The sequence below is a fragment of the Ensifer meliloti genome, assembly GCF_030064585.1.
Classification (GTDB): domain Bacteria; phylum Pseudomonadota; class Alphaproteobacteria; order Rhizobiales; family Rhizobiaceae; genus Sinorhizobium; species Sinorhizobium meliloti.
In genome coordinates this window covers 3,279,485-3,303,109 of the sequence record NZ_CP120365.1, presented here as the reverse complement: position 1 = coordinate 3,303,109, position 23,625 = coordinate 3,279,485, and the positions used below count along the sequence as shown (strand labels likewise).

17 protein-coding genes, 1 tRNA gene and 2 pseudogenes are annotated in these 23,625 nt (G+C 63.6%); 11 read left to right on the top strand and 9 right to left on the bottom strand.

Going from position 1 to position 23,625, the window contains the following annotated elements:
- Positions 1 to 395: 395 nt before the first annotated feature.
- Positions 396 to 470 (bottom strand) — tRNA-Gln (locus tag PZL22_RS22735).
- 253 nt (positions 471 to 723) lie between these two features.
- On the opposite strand from PZL22_RS22735, the gene PZL22_RS22730 reads away from it, so the two are divergent.
- Positions 724 to 1,632, top strand: a complete 909-nt coding sequence (locus PZL22_RS22730; RefSeq protein ID WP_003536290.1) for an MBL fold metallo-hydrolase — start codon at positions 724 to 726, stop codon at positions 1,630 to 1,632.
- Positions 1,633 to 1,686: 54 nt separating this feature from the next.
- Here the strand turns inward: PZL22_RS22730 and PZL22_RS22725 are convergent, their stop codons facing one another.
- Positions 1,687 to 2,595: a DUF1499 domain-containing protein gene (locus PZL22_RS22725; RefSeq protein WP_003536292.1), complete on the bottom strand. Its 909-nt coding sequence runs from the start codon at positions 2,593 to 2,595 to the stop codon at positions 1,687 to 1,689.
- Between the two features lie 291 nt (positions 2,596 to 2,886).
- Here PZL22_RS22725 and PZL22_RS22720 point away from each other — a divergent pair, with 291 nt between their 5' ends.
- The 3 genes and pseudogenes from PZL22_RS22720 to PZL22_RS22710 all read left to right on the top strand — a co-directional run.
- The gene (locus PZL22_RS22720) at positions 2,887 to 3,276 is read left to right on the top strand and encodes a hypothetical protein (protein WP_003536293.1); all 390 of its coding nucleotides are present in this window, start codon (positions 2,887 to 2,889) and stop codon (positions 3,274 to 3,276) included.
- A 163-nt stretch (positions 3,277 to 3,439) separates the two neighbouring features.
- Positions 3,440 to 3,688 (top strand): hypothetical protein, encoded by a 249-nt coding sequence (locus PZL22_RS22715; protein ID WP_003536294.1) that lies wholly within the window; start codon positions 3,440 to 3,442, stop codon positions 3,686 to 3,688.
- 337 nt (positions 3,689 to 4,025) lie between these two features.
- A pseudogene (locus PZL22_RS22710) lies at positions 4,026 to 4,973 on the top strand (IS110 family RNA-guided transposase); the annotation flags it as partial.
- Between the two features lie 199 nt (positions 4,974 to 5,172).
- Here PZL22_RS22710 and ppdK read toward each other — a convergent pair.
- The 5 genes and pseudogenes from ppdK to PZL22_RS22685 all read right to left on the bottom strand — a co-directional run bounded on the left by ppdK (position 5,173) and on the right by PZL22_RS22685 (position 13,523).
- Entirely contained in the window at positions 5,173 to 7,869 is a 2,697-nt protein-coding gene (ppdK, locus tag PZL22_RS22705; protein WP_003532280.1) for a pyruvate, phosphate dikinase, read from the bottom strand.
- A gap of 467 nt (positions 7,870 to 8,336) precedes the next feature.
- On the bottom strand, positions 8,337 to 11,798 hold the full coding sequence (locus tag PZL22_RS22700) for a chromosome segregation SMC family protein (RefSeq protein WP_003532281.1): 3,462 nt from the start codon (positions 11,796 to 11,798) through the stop codon (positions 8,337 to 8,339).
- A gap of 71 nt (positions 11,799 to 11,869) precedes the next feature.
- Positions 11,870 to 12,016 (bottom strand): annotated as a pseudogene (locus PZL22_RS22695) (DUF559 domain-containing protein); the annotation flags it as partial.
- An 80-nt stretch (positions 12,017 to 12,096) separates the two neighbouring features.
- Positions 12,097 to 12,906 (bottom strand): DsbA family protein, encoded by an 810-nt coding sequence (locus tag PZL22_RS22690; protein ID WP_003532283.1) that lies wholly within the window; start codon positions 12,904 to 12,906, stop codon positions 12,097 to 12,099.
- A 110-nt stretch (positions 12,907 to 13,016) separates the two neighbouring features.
- Positions 13,017 to 13,523, bottom strand: coding sequence for a DUF721 domain-containing protein (locus PZL22_RS22685; protein ID WP_003532284.1), 507 nt, complete (start codon positions 13,521 to 13,523; stop codon positions 13,017 to 13,019).
- 89 nt (positions 13,524 to 13,612) lie between these two features.
- Here PZL22_RS22685 and mutY point away from each other — a divergent pair, with 89 nt between their 5' ends.
- On the top strand, positions 13,613 to 14,713 hold the full coding sequence (mutY, locus tag PZL22_RS22680) for an A/G-specific adenine glycosylase (RefSeq protein ID WP_003532285.1): 1,101 nt from the start codon (positions 13,613 to 13,615) through the stop codon (positions 14,711 to 14,713).
- A gap of 72 nt (positions 14,714 to 14,785) precedes the next feature.
- Complete coding sequence (locus tag PZL22_RS22675) at positions 14,786 to 15,442, top strand: HAD family hydrolase (RefSeq protein ID WP_003532286.1); 657 nt, start codon at positions 14,786 to 14,788, stop codon at positions 15,440 to 15,442.
- Positions 15,443 to 15,576: 134 nt separating this feature from the next.
- Here PZL22_RS22675 and PZL22_RS22670 read toward each other — a convergent pair whose 3' ends face one another.
- The gene (locus tag PZL22_RS22670) at positions 15,577 to 16,707 is read right to left on the bottom strand and encodes a site-specific DNA-methyltransferase (protein ID WP_003532287.1); all 1,131 of its coding nucleotides are present in this window, start codon (positions 16,705 to 16,707) and stop codon (positions 15,577 to 15,579) included.
- A 168-nt stretch (positions 16,708 to 16,875) separates the two neighbouring features.
- On the opposite strand from PZL22_RS22670, the gene PZL22_RS22665 reads away from it, so the two are divergent.
- The 3 genes from PZL22_RS22665 to PZL22_RS22655 all read left to right on the top strand — a co-directional run bounded on the left by PZL22_RS22665 (position 16,876) and on the right by PZL22_RS22655 (position 19,672).
- Positions 16,876 to 17,559, top strand: a complete 684-nt coding sequence (locus tag PZL22_RS22665) for an ArsR/SmtB family transcription factor (RefSeq protein ID WP_003532288.1) — start codon at positions 16,876 to 16,878, stop codon at positions 17,557 to 17,559.
- Between the two features lie 182 nt (positions 17,560 to 17,741).
- Positions 17,742 to 18,437 carry an HAD family hydrolase gene (locus PZL22_RS22660; protein ID WP_003532290.1) on the top strand — a complete coding sequence of 232 codons (696 nt, stop codon included), beginning with the start codon at positions 17,742 to 17,744 and terminating at the stop codon, positions 18,435 to 18,437.
- A 128-nt stretch (positions 18,438 to 18,565) separates the two neighbouring features.
- Positions 18,566 to 19,672 carry an ABC transporter substrate-binding protein gene (locus tag PZL22_RS22655; RefSeq protein WP_003532293.1) on the top strand — a complete coding sequence of 369 codons (1,107 nt, stop codon included), beginning with the start codon at positions 18,566 to 18,568 and terminating at the stop codon, positions 19,670 to 19,672.
- 191 nt (positions 19,673 to 19,863) lie between these two features.
- Here the strand turns inward: PZL22_RS22655 and PZL22_RS22650 are convergent, their stop codons facing one another.
- Positions 19,864 to 20,409, bottom strand: a complete 546-nt coding sequence (locus PZL22_RS22650) for a hypothetical protein (protein ID WP_010968920.1) — start codon at positions 20,407 to 20,409, stop codon at positions 19,864 to 19,866.
- 348 nt (positions 20,410 to 20,757) lie between these two features.
- On the opposite strand from PZL22_RS22650, the gene thrC reads away from it, so the two are divergent.
- Positions 20,758 to 22,158 (top strand): threonine synthase, encoded by a 1,401-nt coding sequence (thrC, locus tag PZL22_RS22645; RefSeq protein ID WP_080573483.1) that lies wholly within the window; start codon positions 20,758 to 20,760, stop codon positions 22,156 to 22,158.
- Positions 22,159 to 22,173: 15 nt separating this feature from the next.
- Positions 22,174 to 23,475: a M16 family metallopeptidase gene (locus PZL22_RS22640; protein WP_003532299.1), complete on the top strand. Its 1,302-nt coding sequence runs from the start codon at positions 22,174 to 22,176 to the stop codon at positions 23,473 to 23,475.
- Positions 23,476 to 23,625 lie beyond the last annotated feature (150 nt).

Sequence of the window (23,625 nt, the reverse complement as noted above, 5' to 3'; positions counted from 1 at the left end):
GCAGACAACAATACAGTGACAGAAAGCAATGCGGTTTGAAAAATAATGGCATTCACTCCTCAGCCACTCCACTCCATTCCCTGGCTGGGGTTGGTATATTTATATTGGCTTATGTCAATAACGAATATTGATATATGAACATATCATAAAATACACCTTAAAGTAACCCATCAGAAGTGAATAGGTTATGACAACATAACTTATATATTTCAAACCTGGTCATCCAGTATAGTCGTCCATTCTTAGATCGGCAGGGAATTCCCGGAAGACAAGGTCGCTGATTGCTGCTTATTCTGAAGCCGCGACCTGCCACGCTCATCACAGGCAGCTTCTTCTTCCTCCTTATTCGGGATGGAAGTTCCTTCACTGTCGACGCTTGCGGGGGTGTGGGGGTATGGCTGGGGCGCCTGGATTCGAACCAGGGAATGGCGGTACCAAAAACCGCTGCCTTACCGCTTGGCTACGCCCCAACTAAACTGGCGGGAAATCTCTTCGCCAAATCGAGCGCCTGATTAGCAAAGGTCGTGCGCGCTCACAATGCTTAACTTCGTTTCGCCCGCAGATTTATGCCTTTGAGGCTCGGGCCGCAACGTCGGTCGAGCAACGGATGGTTCCCTCCCTGTGGCCTTTGGCCTATGGTCGCGCCGACGGGCCGGGAAACCGGTCTTGCCCCGGGAGCTGTCGTGCAAACGGGACACGGCAGGTGGATGGGAAGCCAGGAACATGCAAGCTCCGGAATTCGACCTCGATTTCAAGCCCGCCCATGGCGAAGCGGTGAGCGTAGCCGAGGGTGTCGAGCGCATCACCGTCAACAATCCCGGCCCCTTCACCTTCCATGGCACGAATAGCTACATCGTCGGCCGTCGCTCGGTCGCGGTGATCGATCCGGGCCCGGAGGACGACGCGCATTTCCATGCGCTGATGGACGCACTCAGGGGGCGCGAAGTGACGCATATCGCCGTCAGCCACACACATCGCGACCATTCTCCGCTCGTCGGCAGGCTTGCCCGGGCGACCGGCGCAATGGTTGTGGGCGAAGGCCCGCACCGGGCAGCCCGGCCGCTGCACGCCGGCGAGGTCAATCCGTTCGCCGAAAGTTCGGACATGGACTTCGTGCCCGATGTCGCGCTTTGCGACGGCGCACGCGTCGAAGGCGACGGCTGGAGCCTGACGGCAGTAGCGACGCCGGGGCACACGGCCAACCACATGGCCTTCGCGCTCGATGGAACCGGGATCCTCTTTTCCGCCGATCATGTGATGGCCTGGGCGACAAGCATCGTCGCGCCGCCGGATGGCGCCATGGCCGATTACATGGCCTCGCTCGACAAGCTGCTCCAGCGCGACGATCGGCTCTACCTGCCCGGGCATGGCGGTCCGGTCAACGAGCCTGCCTCCTTCGTGCGGGCGTTGAAGGCGCATCGCAGGATGCGCGAGCGCGCGGTGGTCGAACGCCTGCGCGCCGGCGACCGGCAGATCGCCGACATGGTAAAGGTGATCTACGCCTCGACCGACCCGCGGCTGCATGGCGCTGCGGCGCTCTCGCTGCTGGCGCACATCGAAGACCTCATCGAGCAGGGGCGCGTCGAAACAGAGGGGCCGCCGTCGCTCGCCAGCGCGTACCGGCTGGCGTGACGCTGGGTCGATCGCTGAAAGGCGCAATTCGGGGCGCAAAACCGCGCGCACTTGCTAATCGCCCGCGATTCCCAGAAGCTCGGCGTCGAGGTCGCGCAGGAACTCCTCGGCAAACATCGCTCCCATGCCCAAGTCATGGCGGCCGTAGCGCGAGGCCACGCGCAGATCGACGAAGGTCGTTTCCGCCTCTTCGCGCAATCTGATCAGCACGTCGAATCGGAAACCGACGACAAGGCTCCGCCATTCGCCTTGCAGGACGACGTCGCTGGATCGCCGTCCCGGTATGCCATCGTCGACCAGTTGCGTGGGGCGCGCGGTCGGGACGGGGATGACGTTCGGGCCGGCATTCGCTTCCCCGCCTGCCTCGGGTCGCACGGCGAGGTCTTCGAGATCCGCCCGCGCGTTGTCGGCGCCGAACTCCGCAGTGGTGGCGATTCGCGTCTGCTCGACGACCTTGCGCACGCCTTGGAATACGCGGTCCAGCGCCCCTTCGTAGCGCCGGCCGGTAAGCCCCGGATAGGCTTCAACCTGCGCCTCGCGGTCTTCCCGCGTCACCGCACGCTTGCGCCCGAGCCAGCTTTCCGCGGTTGCCGGCGTCCTGATCCAGGGTGGCGGCGTCAAGGTATCGGTACTGACCTCGTAGAGTGCCGGTCGCGTCAGGTATTGCACCGCCCCATAACCGAGGAACCCGAGCGGAACCGCCGCGTAGAAGAGTGCCGAGACGGAAGCCGTGCCGCCGATCGCCGCCACCTGCCAAAGGCGCGTGAGCCCGATCGTTGCCAGCACGACGCCAAGGAGAGCCAAGCCCCCGGCGATCAGCGCCAGCGCCAGAAAGTGCGGCGTCGTCAGAGGACCGAAACGATGCGACAGCAGCGACAGCAGAAAAACGATGAAGGCGATGCGGGCGATGCGGCGCGCCCAATGGGCCGCGTAGGAAAAGGGACGCTCGTACCGGACAATCATCTAACGGAATCAATCCCCGAGGCGGAAAAGGACCTCGCCTTTCTTAGACCATGGCTCGGGTAGTGCAAACCCGTATCTTTCCCCCATCGGCGATGGAGATCGCCGTATTGAGGGCAAAGAGAGAATGCGGGCGGCGAATATGGCGGCGCCACTCACACGAGTGCCGCAAATTTGCCATTCTCGTTAACCACCTATTCAGGTTCACTATTTGGCCGGACACACGGCGCTGTAGCATTTGGAGGCATCGGCCGTCGGCCGGCAAGAGGCGCGGCAAATCAACGGAGAGACATCATGGCCGCACAGCAGTCTACCATGGACATCGCCATCCCCGCCCCTCCGCCCCCGGTCGGCGAAGCTGCGATACCCATGGCACTTCTCGAGTTGGAGCTTTCGCTCGACCGCTTCTCCGGCGACAAGGACGATTTCGTCGGCTTCACCCATAAGGTGGCTCACGACATCGGCGCCGAACTGCTCTTCATTCTGCCGGCTTCCGGTCTTGTCGACGATTGCGTGACGATCGCCGCGGTACGCCACGGCCAGGCGGAGGACAAGACACCTATCATCCTGTTCATCTGTCTCGCGCAGGACGGCACCACCATCCGCGTCGAGCAGCCGAGCGAGCGCACCGCCGGGCTCAAGAGCTTCGCCAACTCCTTCGTCGGCGTCCTCGAGCGGATCTGAACTCCGCAGGGCGATTGACCGGCGATGCGCAACGGGCGCATGATGTCGCCGAGTTGAATCGTGCCCACGGACTTCGTCTTATGCGTTGCATTATCATGCCTGTCGTCCAGCGGAATGCCATCGATCTCTGTCCCCGCGAAGGGGTGCCGATCAGGAGGCAAGGATGACGACGATGACCATGAGACTGCTTGGCCTTGCAGCCGCGGGGCTGGTGCTTGCCGCGTGCCAATCGATGTCGCCGCAGGAACGGCGAGCGAGAGACGAAAATACATGCGCCTCCTACGGCTTCAGAAGGGGCACGGATGCGTTCGCAACCTGCCTGCAGCGTATAGATCTCGACCGGCGCGCGGAAGCACGCGCCTTCCGCTATGACAACGACGCTTTCTTGCGCGGCCCTTACCATTGGCATTAGAGCGGGATGAGGAAGTGTGTGCGGTCAGAATCGATCACGCTGATGATTCCAGGTCGACCCAACCTAAAGTCATCGTGATCATAGCGGCTCCGCCGGCCTCGATTGCCCCTCATCCGCCTGCCGGCACCTTGCATAAGAAATGTTGTAAAGGATTCGGTATGCCTTTGGCCGGGCGGCCGCCCGGCCAAAGGCGCCGACCGTCGGATCGCCGGCACCAGAACCTTTGGGGGTTACGGAGAAGCAGGATCGCGGTCGGTTCCTCATCGTGGCCCGAATGGTTGCTGGAACAACCTGGTTCGTATGCAAGGCAGGGACGACAAGGATGACCGAGATTAGCATGAAAGCGGCCGGTATTGATACCGGGAAGATATGGCTTGATGTCGCCACCTACCCGGTGAGCGACAAACAGAAAGTGCCCAACAACGCCGACGGCTGGCAGACTCTGGCTGACTGGCTCGAGCGGCAGGGGATCGGACGGGTCGGGATCGAAGCGTCCGGCGGATATGAGCGCGACGTGATTGCGTATCTGCATCAGAGAGGCTTTGAGGTCGTCCTGCTGCAGCCGCGGCAAGTGCGCGCTTTCGGCCTCTATAAGCTGCGCCGAGCCAAGAACGACCAGCTCGACGCCGCGCTGATCGCCGAGTGCGCTGCCCGTTCGGATGCGCGATGCCATGCGCCGGATAGCCGGCTGATCGCGTTTGGCGAATGGCTGCTGTTCATCGAGCAGATCGAAGCCGATATAGCCTGCCTCAAGACCCGCCGCGAGCGTTTCACCGACAGGCGGATCCTCGAGGAGATCGATCGTTCCATCGGTGAGCTCAAGAGCCGTTGCAAAGCCCAGCTCGCGCTGTTGCAGGCCGCTGTCCGCGAGCATGACGATCTCGCCCGGAAGCTTGATCTGATCGAAAGCATCGACGGCATCGGCATCCGTACGGCACTCACCCTGGTCATTCTGATGCCCGAACTCGGCAGGGTCGACCGTGAGGAGATCGCCGCGCTGACCGGCGTGGCGCCTTATGACGACCAGAGCGGCAAGCGTGAAGGCGAGCGCCATATCGCCGGCGGACGGGCGCGCGTCCGCAGGGCCCTGTTCAATGCCGCCTTACCGGCGTCGCAGCGCTGGAACGAGACGCTGGTTGAGCTCTACGATCGTCTCACCGCAAAAGGCAAATCCCACAAAGCGGCGCTCATCGCCTGCGTCCGCAAACTCATCATCTTCGCCAACACCGTCGTCAAGCGCCAAACCCCATGGACGAAAAGCGCGCCACAACAAAATTCTTGCGCTTATCCCCGCAAGCGGGGCGAAGGGACGTGCCGAGCACGCCCGGTCCTCATCCCCCGTCGTTCCACGAAGCAAGCAACATCACCAAAGGGGGCAAGTAGCGCTGAACGTTGCGACGATTCTCCTTCGCCCCGCGTGCGGGGAGAAGGCGGCCGGCAGGCCGGATGAGGGGGATATCCGGTAGCCGGAACGCCCTTGGCCGTCAGCTCGCCGCCAGAGCTTGAACCTCGGCGACCTCGCGGCCGTTGATCGTCGCCTGTGCGGCCGCAAGTCTCGCGATCGGCACCCGGAAGGGCGAGCAGGAGACGTAATCGAGACCCGCTTCCTCGCAGAAGCGAATCGAGGCGGGATCGCCGCCATGCTCGCCGCAGATACCGAGCTTCAAGCCGTTCTTGGTCCGCCGGCCCCGTTCCGCCGCGATCTGGATCAGTTCGCCCACGCCCTCGAAATCGAGCGAGACGAAGGGATCCTGCTCGATGATGCCCTTCTGCTGATAGGTGGCCAGGAACAGCGCTGCGTCATCGCGCGAAATGCCGAAGGTGGTCTGCGTCAGGTCATTGGTGCCGAAGGAGAAGAAATCGGCCGATTCGGCGATCGTGTCCGCCCTGAGGGCCGCCCGCGGCAACTCGATCATCGTGCCGATCAGATAATCGATGTTCACGCCAGCCTCGCCGATGACCTCCTTGGCGACCGCCTCGATCCGCGCCTTGACGTAATCGAGCTCGGCGCGCAGGCCGACGAGCGGCACCATGATCTCGGGAACGACGGCAGCGCCGGTATCGTGGGCGGCTTGGACCGCCGCCTCGAAAATCGCTCGCGCCTGCATCTCGGCGATCTCCGGATAGGAGATTGCCAGGCGGCAACCGCGATGCCCGAGCATCGGATTGAACTCGTGAAGCGCATCGACCCGCTGACGCAGTTCCGCGGGATCGATCGTCAGCACGCGCGCAACCTCTGCGATCTCCTCGTCGGTTTTCGGCAGGAACTCGTGCAGCGGCGGGTCAAGAAGACGGATCGTGACCGGCAGGCCGTGCATGATCGAAAAGAGCTCGACGAAGTCGGAGCGCTGCATCGGCAAAAGCTTGGCGAGCGCCGTCCGGCGTCCTGCTTCGTCTTCCGCCAGGATCATCTCGCGCATCACGTTGATGCGGTCGTCCTCGAAGAACATGTGCTCCGTGCGGCAGAGTCCAATGCCTTCGGCGCCGAAGGAGCGGGCGGCGCGCGCATCCGCCGGCGTCTCGGCATTGGTGCGCACGGTCATGCGGCGGCTTGCGTCGGCCCATTGCATGATCTTGCCGAAGTCGCCCGAAAGTTCCGGCTGGAGCATGGGGATCTCGCCCTTCAGCACCTGGCCGGAGGAGCCGTCGATGGTGATCACGTCGCCCTTCCGGAGCGTGACGCTCGCGGCGATCAGGAGCTCGTTTCGCTGGTCGACGCGGATGCTGCCGGCACCCGATACGCAAGGCGTACCCATACCGCGGGCGACGACCGCCGCGTGGCTGGTCATGCCGCCGCGGGTCGTCAGGATGCCTTCCGCCGCATGCATGCCGTGGATGTCTTCAGGACTCGTCTCGACGCGAACGAGAATGACCTTGCGGCCTTCCTTGACCGCCTGCACCGCCTCGTCGGAGCTGAAGACGATCTCGCCCGTGGCCGCACCCGGCGAGGCCGGCAGGCCGGAACCGATAATGTCGCGGCGGGCATGGGGGTCGATCGTCGGATGCAGAAGCTGGTCGAGTGAGGCGGGATCGATGCGCGCGACGGCCTCCTCCTTCGAGATCAGCCCTTCCTCGGCCATGTCGACGGCGATCTTCAGGGCCGACTTGGCCGTGCGCTTGCCGGAACGCGTCTGCAGCATCCAGAGCTTGCCGCGCTCGATCGTGAACTCGATGTCCTGCATGTCGCGATAGTGGCGCTCGAGCGCGTTGCAGATCTTTTCGAACTCGGTAAAAGCCTCCGGCATCAGCTTTTCCAGGGACGGCTTGTCCGAACCGGACGCGATGCGGGCCGCCTCGGTGATGTTCTGCGGCGTGCGGATGCCGGCGACGACGTCCTCGCCCTGAGCATTGACGAGAAACTCGCCATAAAGCTCTTTCTCGCCCGTCGACGGGTTGCGCGTGAAGGCGACGCCCGTCGCGGACGAATTGCCGAGATTGCCGAAGACCATGGCCTGGACGTTGACGGCCGTGCCCCAGCCGGCCGGTATGCCGTGAAGGTGGCGGTAGGTGATGGCCCGCGGGTTCATCCAGCTTGAAAAGACGGCACCGATCGCGCCCCAGAGCTGGACTTCCGGATCCTGCGGGAAAGGCAGGCCGAGCACCTCCTCGATCGCCTCCTTGTAGCGCGAGATCACGTGCTGCCATTCGACGGCGGAAAGCTCCGTGTCCTGCTCATGACCGAGGCGCGCCTTTTCGTCCTCCAGAACTTCCTCGAAAACCTCGTGGTCCACCCCCATCACCACATCGCCATACATCTGGATAAAGCGGCGGTAACTGTCCCAGGCAAAGCGCGCATCGCCGGCGTCGTGACCGAGCGCATGCACGGATTGATCGTTGAGGCCGAGGTTCAGGACCGTGTCCATCATTCCCGGCATCGAGGCGCGCGCGCCGGAACGGACCGACAGAAGCAGCGGGCGATTGGTATCGCCGAAGACGCGTCCGGTGATTTTCTCCATCCGGGCAATGCCCTCGCGGACCTGCTCGCGCAGACCCTCGGGCATGCTGCGGCCCTTCTCGAGATAGCTGTTGCAGGCAGCGGTGACGATTGTGAGCCCCGGCGGCACCGGCAGGCCGAGATTGCACATCTCCGCGAGGTTAGCCCCCTTGCCGCCCAGCCGGTCACGGTCTTCCGCGCTCCCTTCGGCCTGTCCCGCGCCGAAGGTATATACCCATTTCGCCATGCCTGTTCTCCACCCGAAACAGCCGTCGACCTAAAATCAGGAACGTGATCGAATCTAAGACGTTAGAGCGGGATGCGGGCGGAAAACCGCGCACACTTTTCCTCATCCCGCTCTAGGACCTGTGGACACTTATGGATAGGGATTTGACGGCCCATATTGCGAGGGACTTTCGTGGAAAATCCGGCGCCGCAGGCCGTCCGCCTGCAAGCCGGATTTTTCGCGACAAGGCACCGCAATATGGGCCGCCCGAAGGGTTTTGCACAAATCGCCCACTGCCGGCGGCTTTTCCCTTGCAAAGGGGGCAACCCTTTGCTGCGGAAAAATCCTTGGCATTGACCGATTTGTGCAAAATCAAATCCCTATCCATAAGTGTCCACAGGTCCTAGACCATCTACAGTATATGCTCCGGGCTGAAAATGCACTCGGCGAAGATTTTTGTTGCAGTGCACCAAATTGCAGAGCCGCCATCAGACGGCTTCGCGCAGCCGCTCTGCTGTCTGCAGGTCTACCGAGACGAGCTGCGAGACGCCCTGCTCGGCCATTGTGACCCCGAACAGGCGGTTCATCCGGGCCATGGTAATCGGATTGTGGGTGATGATGACGAAGCGGGTCTCGGTGGAGGCCGCCATTTCGTCCATCAGGTTGCAATAGCGCTCGACATTGTGGTCGTCGAGCGGCGCATCCACCTCATCGAGAACGCAGATCGGGGCCGGATTGGTGAGGAAGACGGCAAAGATCAGCGCCATGGCAGTCAACGCCTGCTCCCCGCCGGAAAGCAGCGTCATCGTCTGCGGTTTTTTGCCGGGCGGCCGGGCAAGGATTTCGAGCCCCGCTTCCAACGGGTCGTCGCTCTCGATGAGCTGCAGTTCCGCCGTGCCGCCCCCGAAGAGGTGGGTGAAAAGCCGCTGGAACTGCACATTGACCACATCGAACGCGGCAATCAGCCGCTCGCGGCCCTCGCGGTTGAGGTTCTGGATCGCACTCCTCAACCGGCGGATCGCCTCGATGACGTCGTCACGTTCCTTGAGCAGCGCCGCGAGCCGCTCCGAAAGCTCCTTCTGCTCCTCGTCGGCGCGCAGGTTGACGGCGCCGAGCCGTTCCCGCTCGATCTTCAGCCGCTCGAGTTCCCGTTCGACGCCGCGCATATCCGGTAGTCCTTCGTCGGAGCCGAGACCGGTAAGGCGCATCACTTCATGGGGGGCGCAGGACAGTGCTTCGAGAATGCGTGCCTCTATCTCGACACGCCGCTCCCGCGCGGAAACAAGCCGCTCTTCGGCGCGGCCGCGTTTTTCGCGTACCTCTGCCAGCTCCGAGAGCGCGGTAGCGGCCTGGCGATCCGCTTCGCGTTGATGGTTTTCCGCCTCGGCGAGTCTGTCGGCCGCCTCTCGGCGCGACGCCTCCGCCTTCTGCAGCTCGTTCATCAGCGCGCGGCGCTTGTCGTCGAACTCGTCAGGCGCATCGAGCAGTTCCTCGACCTCCTCCCGCGCCTCCGCCTCGCGCTCGCGAAGCGTCGCGATGTGATCTTCGGCGCTGGCCGCCCTCGCTGCCCAGGTCTCTCGCTCCCCGGCGATGGCCGCAAGCCGCCTGAGGCGCCCATCGTTTTCGCGTGCGAGACCGTCATGTGCAGCGCGAGCCTCGGCCGCCGCCGCACGGTCGGTCGCGACTTCGGCCGTCCGCCTGCTCAGCCGCAGGTCGAGTTCTGCAAGATCCGGCTGACCGGCAGAGGCTTCCTTGGCCGCCTCGATCTCTTCGGCGATCTCCTCGGCCTGGCCTTCGATCTGGAGCCTCGTCTCGGCAAGCACCGCGCGGCGGCGCGCCAGATCGCCGGACGCCCGCTCGGCCACCGCCAGGGCATCGCGCGCCTCGGAGAGCTGCCGTGCAAGCATGCGTTGCGCCTCGCGCGAAAGCCTCAGCCTCTCGTCCTCGGCGCGGATGCGCGCGCCGGCAGCGGCAAGATGCGCCTCCGCCTTCAGCGATGCATCGCTCGCCTCCTCCGCCTCACCTTCCAGTTCGGAAAGGCGGTTCTTCTGGGCTAACCTCAGCGCCGCAGCACTCGGCGCTTCCGAGCCGGTGACGTGGCCGTCCCATCGCCAGACGGCGCCCTGTCTCGTCACCAGCCGCTGGCCGGTCCTGAGGAGCGGCAGCAGTCGCTCCGCCTCCCCGTCGCTCTCTACGATCCCGATCTGCCGGAGCGCTCGCCTCAGCGCCTCCGGTGCCTGGACGAAATCGATCAAAGGCAGGGCGCCGGCCGGCAATGCGGGATCTTCCGCATCGTCGCCGGGCATGCGCCAGTGCGTCGGCGCCGCCTGTTCCAGGGGCGAATCGAGGTCGTCGCCAAGAGCCGCGCCAAGCGCCGCCTCGAAGCCGCGCTCGACATTCATCTCCTCTACGACGGCCGGATAGGTGCTGCCGCCGGCCGCCTCCAGCATGCGCCGGATCGTTCGCGCTTCCGTCTCGATGCCGTTCAGCCGCGCCCGGGCCTGATCGACGGGCAGGCGCGCGGCGGCTTCGTCGGCGCGCGCCTCGGCGAGGCTCTCTTCGACGGCGGCGACGGCGGCCTCGGCCTCCTCCAGCGCCGCCTCCGCAAGCTCCACCTGCTCTCTCTTCTCGTCCGGATCGGGGAGGCGCGCCATCTGACCGTCAAGGTCGTCGAGTTCACGCCCCTGATCCGCAAGCTGGCGTGCAAGGCGAGCCTGCCGCTCGGAGAGATCGCGTAGCGCTCTCTCGATCTGGTTGCGCGCGGCCTGCGCCTCGGCGCGCTCGGCCGTAATGCGGGCGAGACCGGCTTCGCTCGCCGCAAGCTTTTCATTGGCCTCATCGAGCCTTTCGCGTGCCTGAGCGCCGCGATCATCCGCCTCGGCCAGCGCGTCCCGCAGCTCTTCCTCCTCCTGATCGAGGCGGGCGAGAATGCCGGCATTGTCGGCGACCAGCCGCTCTTCGCGGGCGATGTCCTCGGCAAGTTGCGCCAGTCGCCGCTGCAATTCCTCACGGCGGCGCAGGATCCGGCCGGCATCCTCCTCGAGCTGGGCGCGAGCGATCTGCAGGCGCTGCAGCCCGGCAGCGAACTTCGCCTCGTTTTCACGCAGTTCCGGCAGCTTGAGGCTCGCGACGGCCTGAGCCTTGGCGGCTTCCATCTGCGCCTGCGCCTTCTCGGCGACGAGTGCAGTGATCTGGTTCAGGTGGCTGGTCGCCTCGGCCTCCGCTTCCTTGCCCTGCACCCAGCGGGTATGGAACAGGATCGCCTCGTGCCGGCGGATTTCCGCCGACAGCATCTTGAACCGGTTGGCCTGGCGGGCCTGACGCTTGAGGCTCTCGATCTGGCTTTCGAGCTGCGAGGTAACGTCGTCCAGGCGCTCGAGATTGGTTTCGGCAGCCTTCAGCCGCAGTTCCGCCTCATGGCGGCGCGAATGCAGGCCGGAAATGCCGGCCGCCTCCTCGAGCAGCTGCCGGCGCGCCTGCGGCTTGGCGGCGATCAGCTCGCCGATGCGGCCCTGGCCCACCATCGAGGGCGAGCGTGCACCGGTGGACGCATCGGCAAACAGCAACTGCACGTCCTTGGCGCGCGCCTCCTTGCCATTGATGCGGTAGACCGAGCCCTGCTCGCGCTCGATGCGGCGCGTCACCTGTATCTCGTCGCTGTCGTTGAAGGCTGCGGGCGCGGTGCGGTCGCTGTTGTCCAAATACAGGCCGACCTCGGCCGTGTTGCGCGCCGGGCGGTTGCCGGATCCGGAAAAGATCACGTCGTCCATGCCGGAGGCACGCATGTTCTTGTAGGAGTTCTCGCCCATCACCCAGCGGAGCGCCTCGACAAGATTGGACTTGCCGCAGCCGTTCGGCCCGACGACCCCGGTCAGGCCACGCTCGATGACGAATTCCGTCGGTTCGACGAAGGATTTGAAGCCGAGCAGGCGCAGCCTGGTGAATTTCATGAGGAGCACGCCGGGGCAGCGACAAGCCGGCACCCCCCTCTGCCCTGCCGGGCATCTCCCCCGCAGGGGGGGGCAATCGGAACCTGCCGGCGAAAACCAAGCCCCATCAGCCGATGCGCACGAAGTTCATTCCAGAGCTTGACCTCCGCCTCCGTCATGCTGTTGCGCATGCGGCGCGCGCTGCCGCGAACTTCCGGCGATACGTCAGCGTGAGGCATGGCGAAACCTCACTGGCTGCCCAACACAAAAAACGGGCGCACGGCTGCTGCCGTCGCCCGTCGGAATCAAAAGCGAAGGATCAGAGCTTGCTGTCGATGAGGGCCGACATAACGTCAACCGACATGTCCCCCGAATAGTGCTCACCGTTGACGAAGAAAGTCGGCGTCGACTTGACCCCGAATTCCTTGGCGCCCCTCTGCATGACTGCATTCACATCATCCAGAAGTTTCTGGTTCGTCAAGCAGGCCTCGAAGCTCTCCTGTGTAAAACCGGCGAGTTTCGACAATTGCAGGAGTGCATCGCGGCCGTTCTGCGCAGCCGCCCACTGCTCCTGCTGCTTGAACAGCATGGAAACCATCGGGAAATACTGCCCCTCCGGTGCACAGCGCGCCAGCATGAAGGCGGCTGCCGCGCGCGGATCGAAAGGGAATTCGCGGACAATGAAGCGTACCTTGCCGCTGTCGATGTACTTCGCCTTGATCGCGTCGAAGGTATCGTTGTGGAAATTGGCACAATGCGGGCAGGTCATCGACATGTATTCGACGATGGTGACCGGCGCATTGGCTTCTCCGAGCGCCATTTCCGGCAGCGCTCCGGGCTCCAGGAGCTTCGCCATGTCGACGCTGCCCTCCGACTTCGGCAACTCGACCTTGGCGGCTGGGGTAGAGGCCTGCGCCACTTCGGTCGCGGGCTTCGCCTCGCTCGCGGCGGCAGGCGCCTGAGACGTCGAGGCGGTGGTTGTCGCATCGGTGCTCGCCGTGGTCTCGGCGGGCGTCGTTGAAGCCGCCTCCTTCTTTTCATCGCTGCAGGCTGCGAGCGCCATAGCGAGCGCTGCAACGGCGACGCCGCTCAGCAGGCGTTTCGGAAGGCTTGTTTGGGAAGCGGACATGGACAGGACCCGTGTTCTACTCGAGGGAAATTGAAGCGTGATTTCGATAACTTGCCACGTGCGGGGCGACAAGAGGGGGTGTTTCGACAGCGTTCAAACAATTGTGACCGTCATCGCCGCTGCGTCGACAGAACGGCAGTGCCGAGCCGCTTGAGCGCCGCCTTCAACGCCTCGCTTTCGACGCCTTCCACCATGGTTTCGAGCCGCCGGGCAGCCTCGCCGACAAGGGGCGGCGGGCGGCTGTAGCGCTTGGGCGGCGGTGCGACCGGCTTCTGGACGATGCGCAACTGGCCGATTGCGTGGAAACCGAAGAAGCCGTTGATGCGCTGGATCAGCTCGCCCTGGGCATGAGTCAGGAAAAGCGCCCGGGCGCCTTCGCACGCGACCGTCAGCACACCCGGCTGGTAGCGGCCTTCGCCGGCGATTTCGGAAGCGCGGCGCGGCCAGGCAATTTTTTCCGGCCGGGTGCAATCGGCAAACTCCGCGCCCGCGATTTCGTCCCACGAGCCGAGCAGCATCGTGTTGATGCCGGCACGCTTCGCCAGCACCGGATCGATCAGGCCGTTGGCAACTTCGCTGATCTGAACGACGCCCTTTCGGGTCTTTCTCTCACTCACGGAACGACTTTCTGTTTGCAATTTCGATCGAACCTTGCGGCTCAAGCCGGCATCGGCCAAGTATAGGCCGCAAAAGGGCCTCCCGGCAAATGATGCGCGATCTTCCACAGGCGGCGAGCGCCGCACTTCTTCTCGAATGGTACGATCGTCACCACCGCGACCTTCCATGGCGGGTGCCGCCGGCAGCGGCGCGGAAAGGTGCGGTTGCCGACCCCTATCGCGTCTGGCTGTCGGAGGTGATGCTTCAGCAGACGACGGTCCAGGCGGTCAAGGCTTACTTCGAGAAATTCCTCGCCTTGTGGCCGACGGTCGGCGACCTTGCCGCGGCAGACACCGAGGATGTGATGAAGGCCTGGGCCGGCCTCGGCTACTACGCCCGCGCGCGGAACCTGAAGAAATGTGCCGAAGCGGTCGCCCGCGATCATGGCGGCCGTTTTCCCGATAGCGAAGAGGGGCTGAAAGCGCTGCCTGGCATCGGCGACTACACCGCCGCAGCCATCGCCGCGATCGCCTTCAACCGGGCAAGTGCCGTTCTCGACGGCAATGTGGAGCGCGTGATCTCGCGCCTCCATGCCGTCGAAACGCCGCTGCCCGCGGCCAAGCCCGAAATGCGAGCCCTCGTCCAGGCGCTGACCCCGGCCGACCGGCCGGGCGATTTCGCCCAGGCGATGATGGATCTCGGTGCGACGATCTGCACGCCGAAACGGCCTGCCTGTTCGCTCTGTCCCATTCCTACGGATTGCCGGGCCCTGAAAACAGCCGACCCGGAGACATTTCCGCGCAAGGCAGCAAAGAAGGAGAAGCCGTTGCGCCTGGGTGCGGCCTTCGTCGCCGTCGACGGCCTCGAGGCGGTCTATCTTCGCAAGCGCCCCGAAACGGGCCTCCTCGGCGGCATGACAGAGGTGCCCGGCACGGACTGGACGTCGCGCCGCGACGGCGACACGTCGATAGACGCTCATCCCTTCCCCGCAGAGTGGGAGCCATGCGGGACCGTCAACCACGTCTTCACGCATTTCGAGCTGCACCTATCCGTCTTTCGGGCCAGGGTCGGGCGCGCCGATGTCGGAGAGGCGCGAACGGGCACGAGCGGGTGGTGGGAGCCGCTCGCCTCGCTCAGGGCGCAGGCGCTTCCGACTGTCATGAAAAAGGCAATCGCCAAGGCTATACCGCATGCGTTCGAAGCGGGATAAATGCAAAGCGGAGCGCTTTCCGGCCGCTCCGGCCCAATTTCCATCGCAAGCAAAGGATCGGCAGGAATACCAATGAGCAGCATCGATATCCGCCACATCGTTTTCGACATCGGCAAGGTGCTGATCCATTACGATCCGAACCTTCCCTATTCCCGCCTCATCCCGGACGAGGCGGAACGCAGCTGGTTCTTCGCCAATGTCTGCACGTCCGACTGGAACATAGAGCAGGATCGCGGCCGCTCCTGGGAAGAGGCGGAGGCAATCCTCATCCGCAATCATCCGGAAAGGGAAGATCACATCCGCGCCTTTCGCCGGCACTGGCATGAAATGGTACCGCACGCCTATGTGGAGACGGTCGCCATCATGGAAGGCCTGATCGCCGACGGCTGGGACGTCACGATGCTGACCAATTTCGCCTCCGACACCTTCCGGGAGGCGCAGAAGCTTTATCCCTTCCTGACCCTGCCGCGCGGGGTCACGGTCTCCGGCGACGTTCGGCTGATCAAGCCCGATCTCGCCATCTACCGGACTCACGCCGAGGCCTTCGACCTCGATCCGGGCGCGACGCTCTTCATCGACGACAGCGCCGCCAATGTCGAAGGCGCGCGAGCGGCCGGCTGGCACGCGGTTCAGTTCACCGGCGCCGAAAGGCTGAAAGCCGATCTCGCGGCCTACGGTATCCAGCCTTCGGACGCGGCACCCTCGCTGGCAGCGGCTGCCATGCTGTAATCGGCTGACGCCCCGCATTGATACAAACGCCCGGAATCCTCTTCGGATTCCGGGCGTTTAAAGCGCTCATCCGGGACTGAAGGTACAAAAACCGGAAGGGGGCGCCTATCGAAGACCCAGGCGGAACTGGTTGATCAGTTCAGTTTTGCCAGGTCGTTTCGAATGACGGATCTGAGCTCGTCGATCGGTTTCAATACGCTTCCCTCCTCGAAGTGCCAGAAGGTCCAGCCGTTGCAGGCGTCGAGGCCCTGCACTTTTGCGCCGAGGCGGTGAATGGATCCAGCCTCGCCGCCGGACGCCAGCGTGCCGTCGGCGCGGACGATCGCGCTGTAGCGGCGCTTCGCATCCGTCAGAACCGTGCCGGGCTTGATGAGCCCGCTTTCCACCAGAGTGTTGAAGGCGACGCGCGGCTCCGCCTTCTTGCCGGTCATGACCGAGAGCGTGGCCTTGCCGAGCGGCTCCACGGCCGCGATACGTTCGGCGGCGGCATCGATATAGTCCTGCTCGCGCTCGATCCCGACGAAGTGCCGGCCGAGGCGCTTGGCGACCGCCCCGGTGGTGCCGGAGCCGAAGAACGGATCGAGCACGACGTCCCCGGGCTTGGTCGAGGCCATCAGGATGCGGGCAAGCAGCGCTTCCGGCTTTTGCGTCGGGTGTACTTTCTTGCCGTCGTCGCCCTTCAGCCGCTCGGAACCGGAGCAGATGGGGAACAGCCAGTCGGAGCGCATCTGAACGTCGTCGTTCGCCGCCTTCATCGCTTCGTAGTTGAAGGTATAGCCCTTGGCCTTGGCGTTCGGCGTCGCCCAGATCAGCGTTTCATGCGCGTTCTGGAAGCGGCGGCCCTTGAAGTTCGGCATGGGGTTGGTCTTGCGCCAGATGATATCGTTCAAGACCCAGAAGTGCAGGTCCTGAAGGATCGCGCCGACCCGAAAGATATTGTGGTAGGAACCGATGACCCAGAGCGTGCCGGTGGGCTTCAGGACACGCCGGCAGGCAAGCAGCCAGGCGCGGGTGAAAGCGTCATAGGCTTCGAAGGAAGCAAACTGGTCCCAATCGTCGTCCACTGCATCTACCAGCGACTGATCGGGCCGGTGCAACGTGCCGCCGAGTTGAAGATTATAGGGCGGGTCGGCGAAGACGACATCGACCGAATGATCGGGAAGCGCGTTCAGCGCGGCCACGCAATCTCCCTTGATGATGCTGTCCAGCCAGTTCAGCGGACGGGCGGGGCGGGAGATTTCGGCAAGCGAAACAACTGATGACATTGGCAACTCGCAAATACGCTTACTCGGACTGACGATAGGCTTATGGTTACCGAAGATGGTTACCAAAGCCTGAAGGCGCCGGAAAAATTTGCGTGGGTGCAGGGCGGGTCGTCCAGGCGACGCCGTCCGGGTCTTGCCCGCCCGCGATACTTCGATTACCATCGAAGTATGAAGGAAGGCCCGGACATAGCTCTGATCGGCTCGTTGATCGGCGATCCCGCACGCGCAAACATGCTGACCGCTCTGATGGGCGGCCAGGCGCTGACGCCGACGGAGCTTGCAGCCCAGGCCGGCATCACGCTGCAGACCGCCAGTTCGCACCTCGCCAAGCTGGAGGCGGGCGGCTTGCTGACACAGCGCAAGCAGGGCCGGCACCGCTATTACGCGCTGAGCGAGGACGAGGTCGGGCTCATGCTCGAAAGCCTCATGGGTTTTGCCGCCGGGCGCGGCCTGACGCGCTCGCGGCCCGGACCGAAGGACCCGGCACTGCGCAAGGCGCGCGTCTGCTACAACCATCTTGCCGGCGATTACGGCGTGCGCATGCTGGACAGCCTGATCGGGGCCCGGCAGATCGAAATGACGGGCGAAGACGATCTGGCTCTGACCGATGCCGGGCGTGTCCGCATCGAGTCGCTCGGGATCGACTACGCCGCGCTCAGGAAATCCCGGCGGCCGATCTGCCGCACCTGCCTCGACTGGAGCGAGCGGCGGTCGCATCTCGCCGGCTCGCTGGGAGAGGCATTGCTGACGCTCTTCATAGACAAGGGCTGGGCGAAACGGGAGCAGAACAGCCGGGCGGTTCGCTTTACGGCGCCGGGCGAGAAGGCCTTTCTGGAGCTCTTCCCGCGGTGATCACGACGATTTGTCCTCGGCTGCGACGATTGCGAGTTGAATCGGCTACAATCCCCGGTTCTCCGTCTCCTGCTCCAGGTTGAGCTTTGATCCGCCATCGTATAAAGCTGCGGCCACCATTTCCCGCGCCGCTTTTCAGCTCCTCCCCTGCCGGCGGCGCCTTTCTCCCAAGGAACCGATTTATGACCGGTATCGACCTCATCATCTTCGACTGCGACGGCGTGCTCGTCGACTCGGAAATCATCGCCTCGGAAGTCGAGGCCGGGTTGCTGACGGAAGCGGGCTATCCGATCAGCATCGAGGAAATGTCCGAACGCTTTTCCGGCATGACCTGGCGCGACACGTTGCTGGCGGTCGAGAAGGAAGCGAGCATTCCGCTTTCCGCCTCCCTGATCGACAAGGTCGATGCCATTCTCGACGTGCGGCTTGCCCGCGACGTCAAGATCATCGAAGGCGTGCGGCCGGCCCTCATGCAACTGACGCTTCCGCATTGCATCTGCTCGAACTCCACTTCGCAACGGCTTGCGATGATGCTCGGCAAAGTCGGCATCAGGGATCATTTCGGCAAGCACATCTATTCCGCGCGCGATCTTGGGCCGGATCGCGTCAAGCCGAAGCCTGACATCTTCCTGCATGGGGCGGCCCAGTTCGGCGTCGATCCGGCACGCGTTCTTGTCATCGAAGATTCGGTTCACGGCATTCATGGCGCCCGCGCGGCGGGCATGCGCGTCGTCGGTTTCACCGGCGGTTCGCATACGTTCGCAGCCCATGCGGACAAGCTGACGGAAGCCGGCGCCGAAACGGTCATCTCGCGAATGGCGGCGCTTCCCGGAGTAATCGCCGCGCTCGCGGAATGGTCGGAGTCCATGACGGCTTAGGGCGGGCGAGGACTCCATGCCGCATTGAAGGCGCATGGACTTCCTCCGAGAATCGACCGATTTTCAGACTGCGCGCGGGCATATCAAGCAAACCCCCAGAAGGGGGAATTTTCCAAGGAGGAAACACCATGCGTCTTTCACGATTGACCGGAATGGCACTGGCAGCCAGCGTCGCGTTTGCGCCGCTCGCCCATGCCGACATCACCATCGGCGTCATCACGCCGCTCACCGGTCCCGTTGCGGCCTTCGGCGAGCAGGTCAAGAACGGTGCCGAAGCGGCGGTCGAAGCGATCAACAGCGCCGGCGGCGTCAATGGCGAGAAGCTCGTCGTCAAGATCGTCGACGACGCGGGCGAACCCAAGCAGGCCGTCTCGGTCGCCAACCAGCTGGCGGGCGAAGGCATACAATACGTGGTCGGACCGGTGCTCTCCGGCACCTCGATGCCGGCATCCGACGTGCTGGCGGAAAACGGTATCCTGATGGTCACGCCGACGGCGACCACCCCGGATCTGACGACCCGCGGCCTGTGGAACGTTCTGCGCACCTGCGGACGCGACGATCAGCAGGCCGTCGTCGCCGCCGACTACGTCGTCAAGAACTTCAAGGACAAGCGCGTTGCCGTGCTTCACGACAAGGGAGCCTATGGCAAGGGTCTTGCCGACGGCTTCAAGGCTGCGATCAACGCAGGCGGCATCACCGAGGTGGTCTATGAAGGCCTGACGCCCGGCGAGAAGGATTTCGGGGCGATCGTCACCCGCCTCAAGGCCGAGAACGTCGACGTCGTCTATTTCGGGGGCTATCACGCGGAGGGCGGGCTGCTCGCTCGCCAGATGCATGACCAGGGCGTGAAGGCGCAGCTCCTCGGCGGCGATGGTCTTTCCAATACCGAGTTCTGGGCAATCGGCGGCGAAGCCGCATCGGGCACCGTCTACACCAATGCCAGCGACGCCACCCGCAACCCGGCCGCCGCACCGGTGATCGAGGCCCTCAAGGCCAAGAACATCCCCGCGGAAGCCTTCACGCTCAACGCCTATGCCGCCGTGCAGGTTCTCAAGGCGGGTATCGAGAAGGCGGGCTCGACCGAGGACGCGACTGCCGTTGCCACCGCCATCAAGTCCGGCGAGGCGATCGACACGGTCATCGGCAAGCTGACCTACGGCGAAAGCGGCGATCTCACCTCGCCAAGCTTCTCGCTTTACAAGTGGGAAGGCGGCCAGAGCGTCGCGGTCGAGTAAGCGGCCGCTGAGCGAGTTGAGCTCGCCCCTCATCCGCCTGCCGGCACCTTCTCCCCGTCTTACGGGGAGAAGGGACAAGCGGCATCGCCTCCGCACTTTCAACGCCAAGAGAGAGCTGGGAGCGTGCCGCTCGTGTCCTTCGCCCCGCCTGCGGGGAGAAGGTGGCCGGCAGGCCGGATGAGGGGCGGGTATTACTTCGCCCTGTACGGACCTTCGTCAAATCCCACGAAGACCTTCGCTTCGGCGCCGGCGCCGGCAGGAAGCGTCACATCGGCCTTGGTGAAAACGAACTGGGTGGTCGCGCTGCCCGCCGGCACTTCGACCGGGTATTGGGTGAGCTCCGAATAAAGCGTCTTTTCGCCATCCGTGGCGGCAACGCGGATCGGCAGCGTTACCTTGCCCGGCCCGCCGGCTGGACCGGCGACCACGCGACCCTGCACCACGACCGTCATCGTCAGCTTGTCCGGGCTCTGCACGCATTGGCGCGTCGTGTCGGCAAGCGAGGCCTGATAGACGATCTTGCTCGGATCGTCCTTGGCACCCTTTGCATAGGTTCGGTAGGAGGAGGTACCGTCCCGGAGGCTGATCGGCGGGCAGGCCGCCTGGATCACCGCAGGTGTCGGCGCCGTCGCACTTCCGCCGGCGTCGATGGCGCCACCCGATTGCGTCTTGTTACAGCCGGCAGCGGCCAAAAGGAGGGATACTGCGAGAAGACGGCGAGATACTTTGCCAGACACGTTGCACAACCTCTACTGAACGGACGAACTCCCGAACCGCGATGATATCGGCTTGTAGCAAGCCAAACTCGCCGCAGCCGGCTTCAACGGGCGAGAGCTCGAGACCGCGTCGGGTCAACTCGAGCTCAGGGCCGAAAACGGCTGGAGGCCTTTCTTGACCTTCGGGCATCGTCTATAGCAGCGGCGAAATCAAAAATCGACCGGTCCAGGCTCCCCAACCGAAATTTCCGAAACCGACGTGAAATTGCCACGGTGACAAGAATGGCCGCGCGATTTGCCAGGGACTGACGCAAAAGCGCCTGCAGCGCCGCGCGTCTCATTCAGACGCGCAAACGACGAAGGATCACGATGGTGAAGTATATTTCGACACGGGGAGAAGCGGCCTCCCTCGGCTTTTGCGATGCTCTTCTGGCGGGACTTGCCCGCGACGGCGGGCTTTACCTGCCGAAGGAATGGCCGGCACTCTCGAAGAAGGAGATCCGGGCGCTGCGCGGCAAATCCTATCAGGAGATCGCCTTCACCGTTCTCGAACCCTTCACCAATGGCGAGATCCCGGCGGCCAAGTTCCGCGAGATGATCGACGAGGCCTATGCCACTTTCCGTCATCCGGCCGTAGCACCCCTGGTCCAGACCGGACCGAACGCTTTCGTGATGGAGCTCTTTCACGGTTCGACGCTCGCCTTCAAGGACGTAGCCATGCAGTTGCTCGCCCGGCTGATGGACTATGTTCTTGCCGAACGGGGCGAGCGGGCGACGATCGTGGGAGCGACATCAGGCGATACCGGCGGTGCCGCGATAGACGCCTTCGCCGGCCGCGATCGCACCGACATCTTCATCCTCTTTCCGCAGGGCAAAGTGTCGCCGGTGCAGCAAAGACAGATGACCACGTCCACGGCATCGAACGTGCACGCGGTTGCCGTCAAAGGCAATTTCGACGACTGCCAGAACCTGGTCAAAGCCATGTTCAACGACCAGACCTTCCGCGACCGCGTGAAGCTTTCCGGCGTCAATTCGATCAACTGGGCGCGCATCATGGCCCAGATCGTCTACTATTTCACGACGGCGGTCGCTCTCGGCGCGCCCGACCGGAAGATCTCCTTCACCGTGCCTACCGGCAATTTCGGCGATATTTTCGCAGGCTACGTCGCCAAGCGCATGGGTCTGCCGATCGACAAGCTGATCATCGCCACCAACGAAAACGACATTCTGGCGCGCACGCTGAAGAACGGCCGCTACGAGATGCGCGACGTCAAGGCGACGACCTCGCCTTCGATGGACATCCAGATATCGTCGAACTTCGAAAGGCTCATCTTCGAGGCGAACGAGCGCGATCCCGCGGAAGTCCGCGCGGCCATGGCGAGCCTCAGGCAATCCGGCTCGTTCACGATCGGCGACGCAGCGCTGAAAAAAATCCGCAAGGAATTTCGCGCCGGCCGCGCCTCGGAGAAAGATGTGGCGAAAACGATCCGCAAGACCTTCGACGAGACCGGCTATCTCCTTGATCCGCATACGGCAATCGGCGTTTTCGTGGCAGCCAAGCACGAGAAGAACTCCGCCCCGATGGTCACCCTTGCGACTGCCCATCCGGCAAAATTTCCCGCCGCAGTAAAATCGGCAAGTGGTATTGACCCCGCGCTTCCGACGTGGCTTGCTGATCTCATGACTAGGGCGGAGCGTTTCGACATCCTGGATCCGGAGCTCAAGAGCGTCGAAACCTTCATCGGCGAGCGTACCCGCGTTCGGGAATAGAGCGAAAGATCACGGATGATGAAAGTTGAGTGCACCCGGCTCCCTTCCGGGCTGACGGTGGTTACCGAGCGAATGCCGCATCTGGAAAGCGTGGCGCTCGGAGTCTGGATCAAGTCCGGTTCGCGCAACGAAACCGTGAATGAACACGGAATTGCGCATCTCCTGGAGCACATGGCTTTCAAGGGCACGAGGCGGCGCAGCGCCCGCCAGATCGCCGAAGAAATCGAGAATGTGGGCGGCGAGGTCAACGCCGCCACCTCGACCGAAACGACTTCCTACTATGCCCGCGTACTCAAGGACCATCTGCCGCTGGCGGTCGATATCCTCGCCGACATTCTGACGGAATCGACCTTCGAGGCGGACGAGCTCCGTCGCGAGAAGCAGGTCATCCTGCAGGAGATCGGCGCGGCGGACGACACGCCGGACGACGTCGTCTTCGATCGTTTTGCCGAGACCGCCTATCGCGGCCAGACGGTCGGCAGGCCGATCCTCGGCACGCCGGAAACGGTGATGTCCTTCAGCGCGGATCAGATCCGCCAGTATCTCGGCCGCAATTATACGACCGACCGCACCTTCATCGTAGCCGCCGGCGCCGTCGATCACGACACCATCGTGCGCCAGGTGGAGGAGCGTTTCGCCTCCCTGCCCGCCGAACCCGTTTGCGCTCCCGTCATCGAGACCGCGCGCTACACCGGCGGCGACAGCCGCGAGAGCCGCGACCTGATGGACGCGCAGGTTCTGCTCGGCTTCGAAGGCAAGGCCTATCACGCCCGTGATTTCTATTGTTCGCAGATCCTTGCCAACATCCTCGGCGGCGGCATGTCGTCCCGCCTGTTCCAGGAAGTGCGCGAACACAGGGGCCTCTGTTACTCGGTCTACGCCTTCCACTGGGGCTTTTCCGATACCGGCATCTTCGGCGTGCATGCGGCAACGGGCGGAGAAAACCTGCCGGAACTGATGCCGGTGATCGTCGATGAATTGCGCAAGTCGTCCTTGAGCATCGATCAGCAGGAGATCGAGCGTGCCCGCGCACAGATCCGGGCGCAATTGCTGATGGGCCAGGAGAGCCCGGCCGCGCGTGCGGGACAAATCGCACGGCAGATGATGCTGTACGGCCGGCCGATCCCCAATGAGGAACTGATGGAACGCCTGTCGGGCATCACCATCGAGCGCCTCACCGACCTGGCCGGCCGCCTGTTCTTCGACACGGTTCCGACGTTGTCGGCCATCGGTCCGCTCGGGCAGCTCGCTCCCCTGAACGACATATTGTCCTCGTTGACCACGAAGGCGGACGCGATACATGCTGCGGCGAGCTGACCGGCCCCTGCCGGTCGCATGCCTTCCTTCAAGGCCCTCATTTTCCTTGTACAATTCTTAAAATCGGATTCGATTTGGGCGTAAACTTGTGCCACGTTTCGCAATGAGACAGTGCCCTGAAGCGCATCGCGTTCGATCGGATCCATCCGA

Bases quoted from the DNA above. Each gene is read 5' to 3' on its own strand.
- PZL22_RS22730 (WP_003536290.1), top strand. From the start codon at position 724: ATGCAAGCTCCGGAATTCGACCTCGATTTCAAGCCCGCCCATGGCGAA.
- PZL22_RS22725 (WP_003536292.1), bottom strand. From the start codon at position 2,595: ATGATTGTCCGGTACGAGCGTCCCTTTTCCTACGCGGCCCATTGGGCG.
- PZL22_RS22720 (WP_003536293.1), top strand. From the start codon at position 2,887: ATGGCCGCACAGCAGTCTACCATGGACATCGCCATCCCCGCCCCTCCG.
- PZL22_RS22715 (WP_003536294.1), top strand. From the start codon at position 3,440: ATGACGACGATGACCATGAGACTGCTTGGCCTTGCAGCCGCGGGGCTG.
- ppdK (WP_003532280.1), bottom strand. From the start codon at position 7,869: ATGGCGAAATGGGTATATACCTTCGGCGCGGGACAGGCCGAAGGGAGC.
- PZL22_RS22700 (WP_003532281.1), bottom strand. From the start codon at position 11,798: ATGAAATTCACCAGGCTGCGCCTGCTCGGCTTCAAATCCTTCGTCGAA.
- PZL22_RS22690 (WP_003532283.1), bottom strand. From the start codon at position 12,906: ATGTCCGCTTCCCAAACAAGCCTTCCGAAACGCCTGCTGAGCGGCGTC.
- mutY (WP_003532285.1), top strand. From the start codon at position 13,613: ATGATGCGCGATCTTCCACAGGCGGCGAGCGCCGCACTTCTTCTCGAA.
- PZL22_RS22675 (WP_003532286.1), top strand. From the start codon at position 14,786: ATGAGCAGCATCGATATCCGCCACATCGTTTTCGACATCGGCAAGGTG.
- PZL22_RS22670 (WP_003532287.1), bottom strand. From the start codon at position 16,707: ATGTCATCAGTTGTTTCGCTTGCCGAAATCTCCCGCCCCGCCCGTCCG.
- PZL22_RS22665 (WP_003532288.1), top strand. From the start codon at position 16,876: ATGAAGGAAGGCCCGGACATAGCTCTGATCGGCTCGTTGATCGGCGAT.
- PZL22_RS22660 (WP_003532290.1), top strand. From the start codon at position 17,742: ATGACCGGTATCGACCTCATCATCTTCGACTGCGACGGCGTGCTCGTC.
- PZL22_RS22655 (WP_003532293.1), top strand. From the start codon at position 18,566: ATGCGTCTTTCACGATTGACCGGAATGGCACTGGCAGCCAGCGTCGCG.
- thrC (WP_080573483.1), top strand. From the start codon at position 20,758: ATGGTGAAGTATATTTCGACACGGGGAGAAGCGGCCTCCCTCGGCTTT.
- PZL22_RS22640 (WP_003532299.1), top strand. From the start codon at position 22,174: ATGATGAAAGTTGAGTGCACCCGGCTCCCTTCCGGGCTGACGGTGGTT.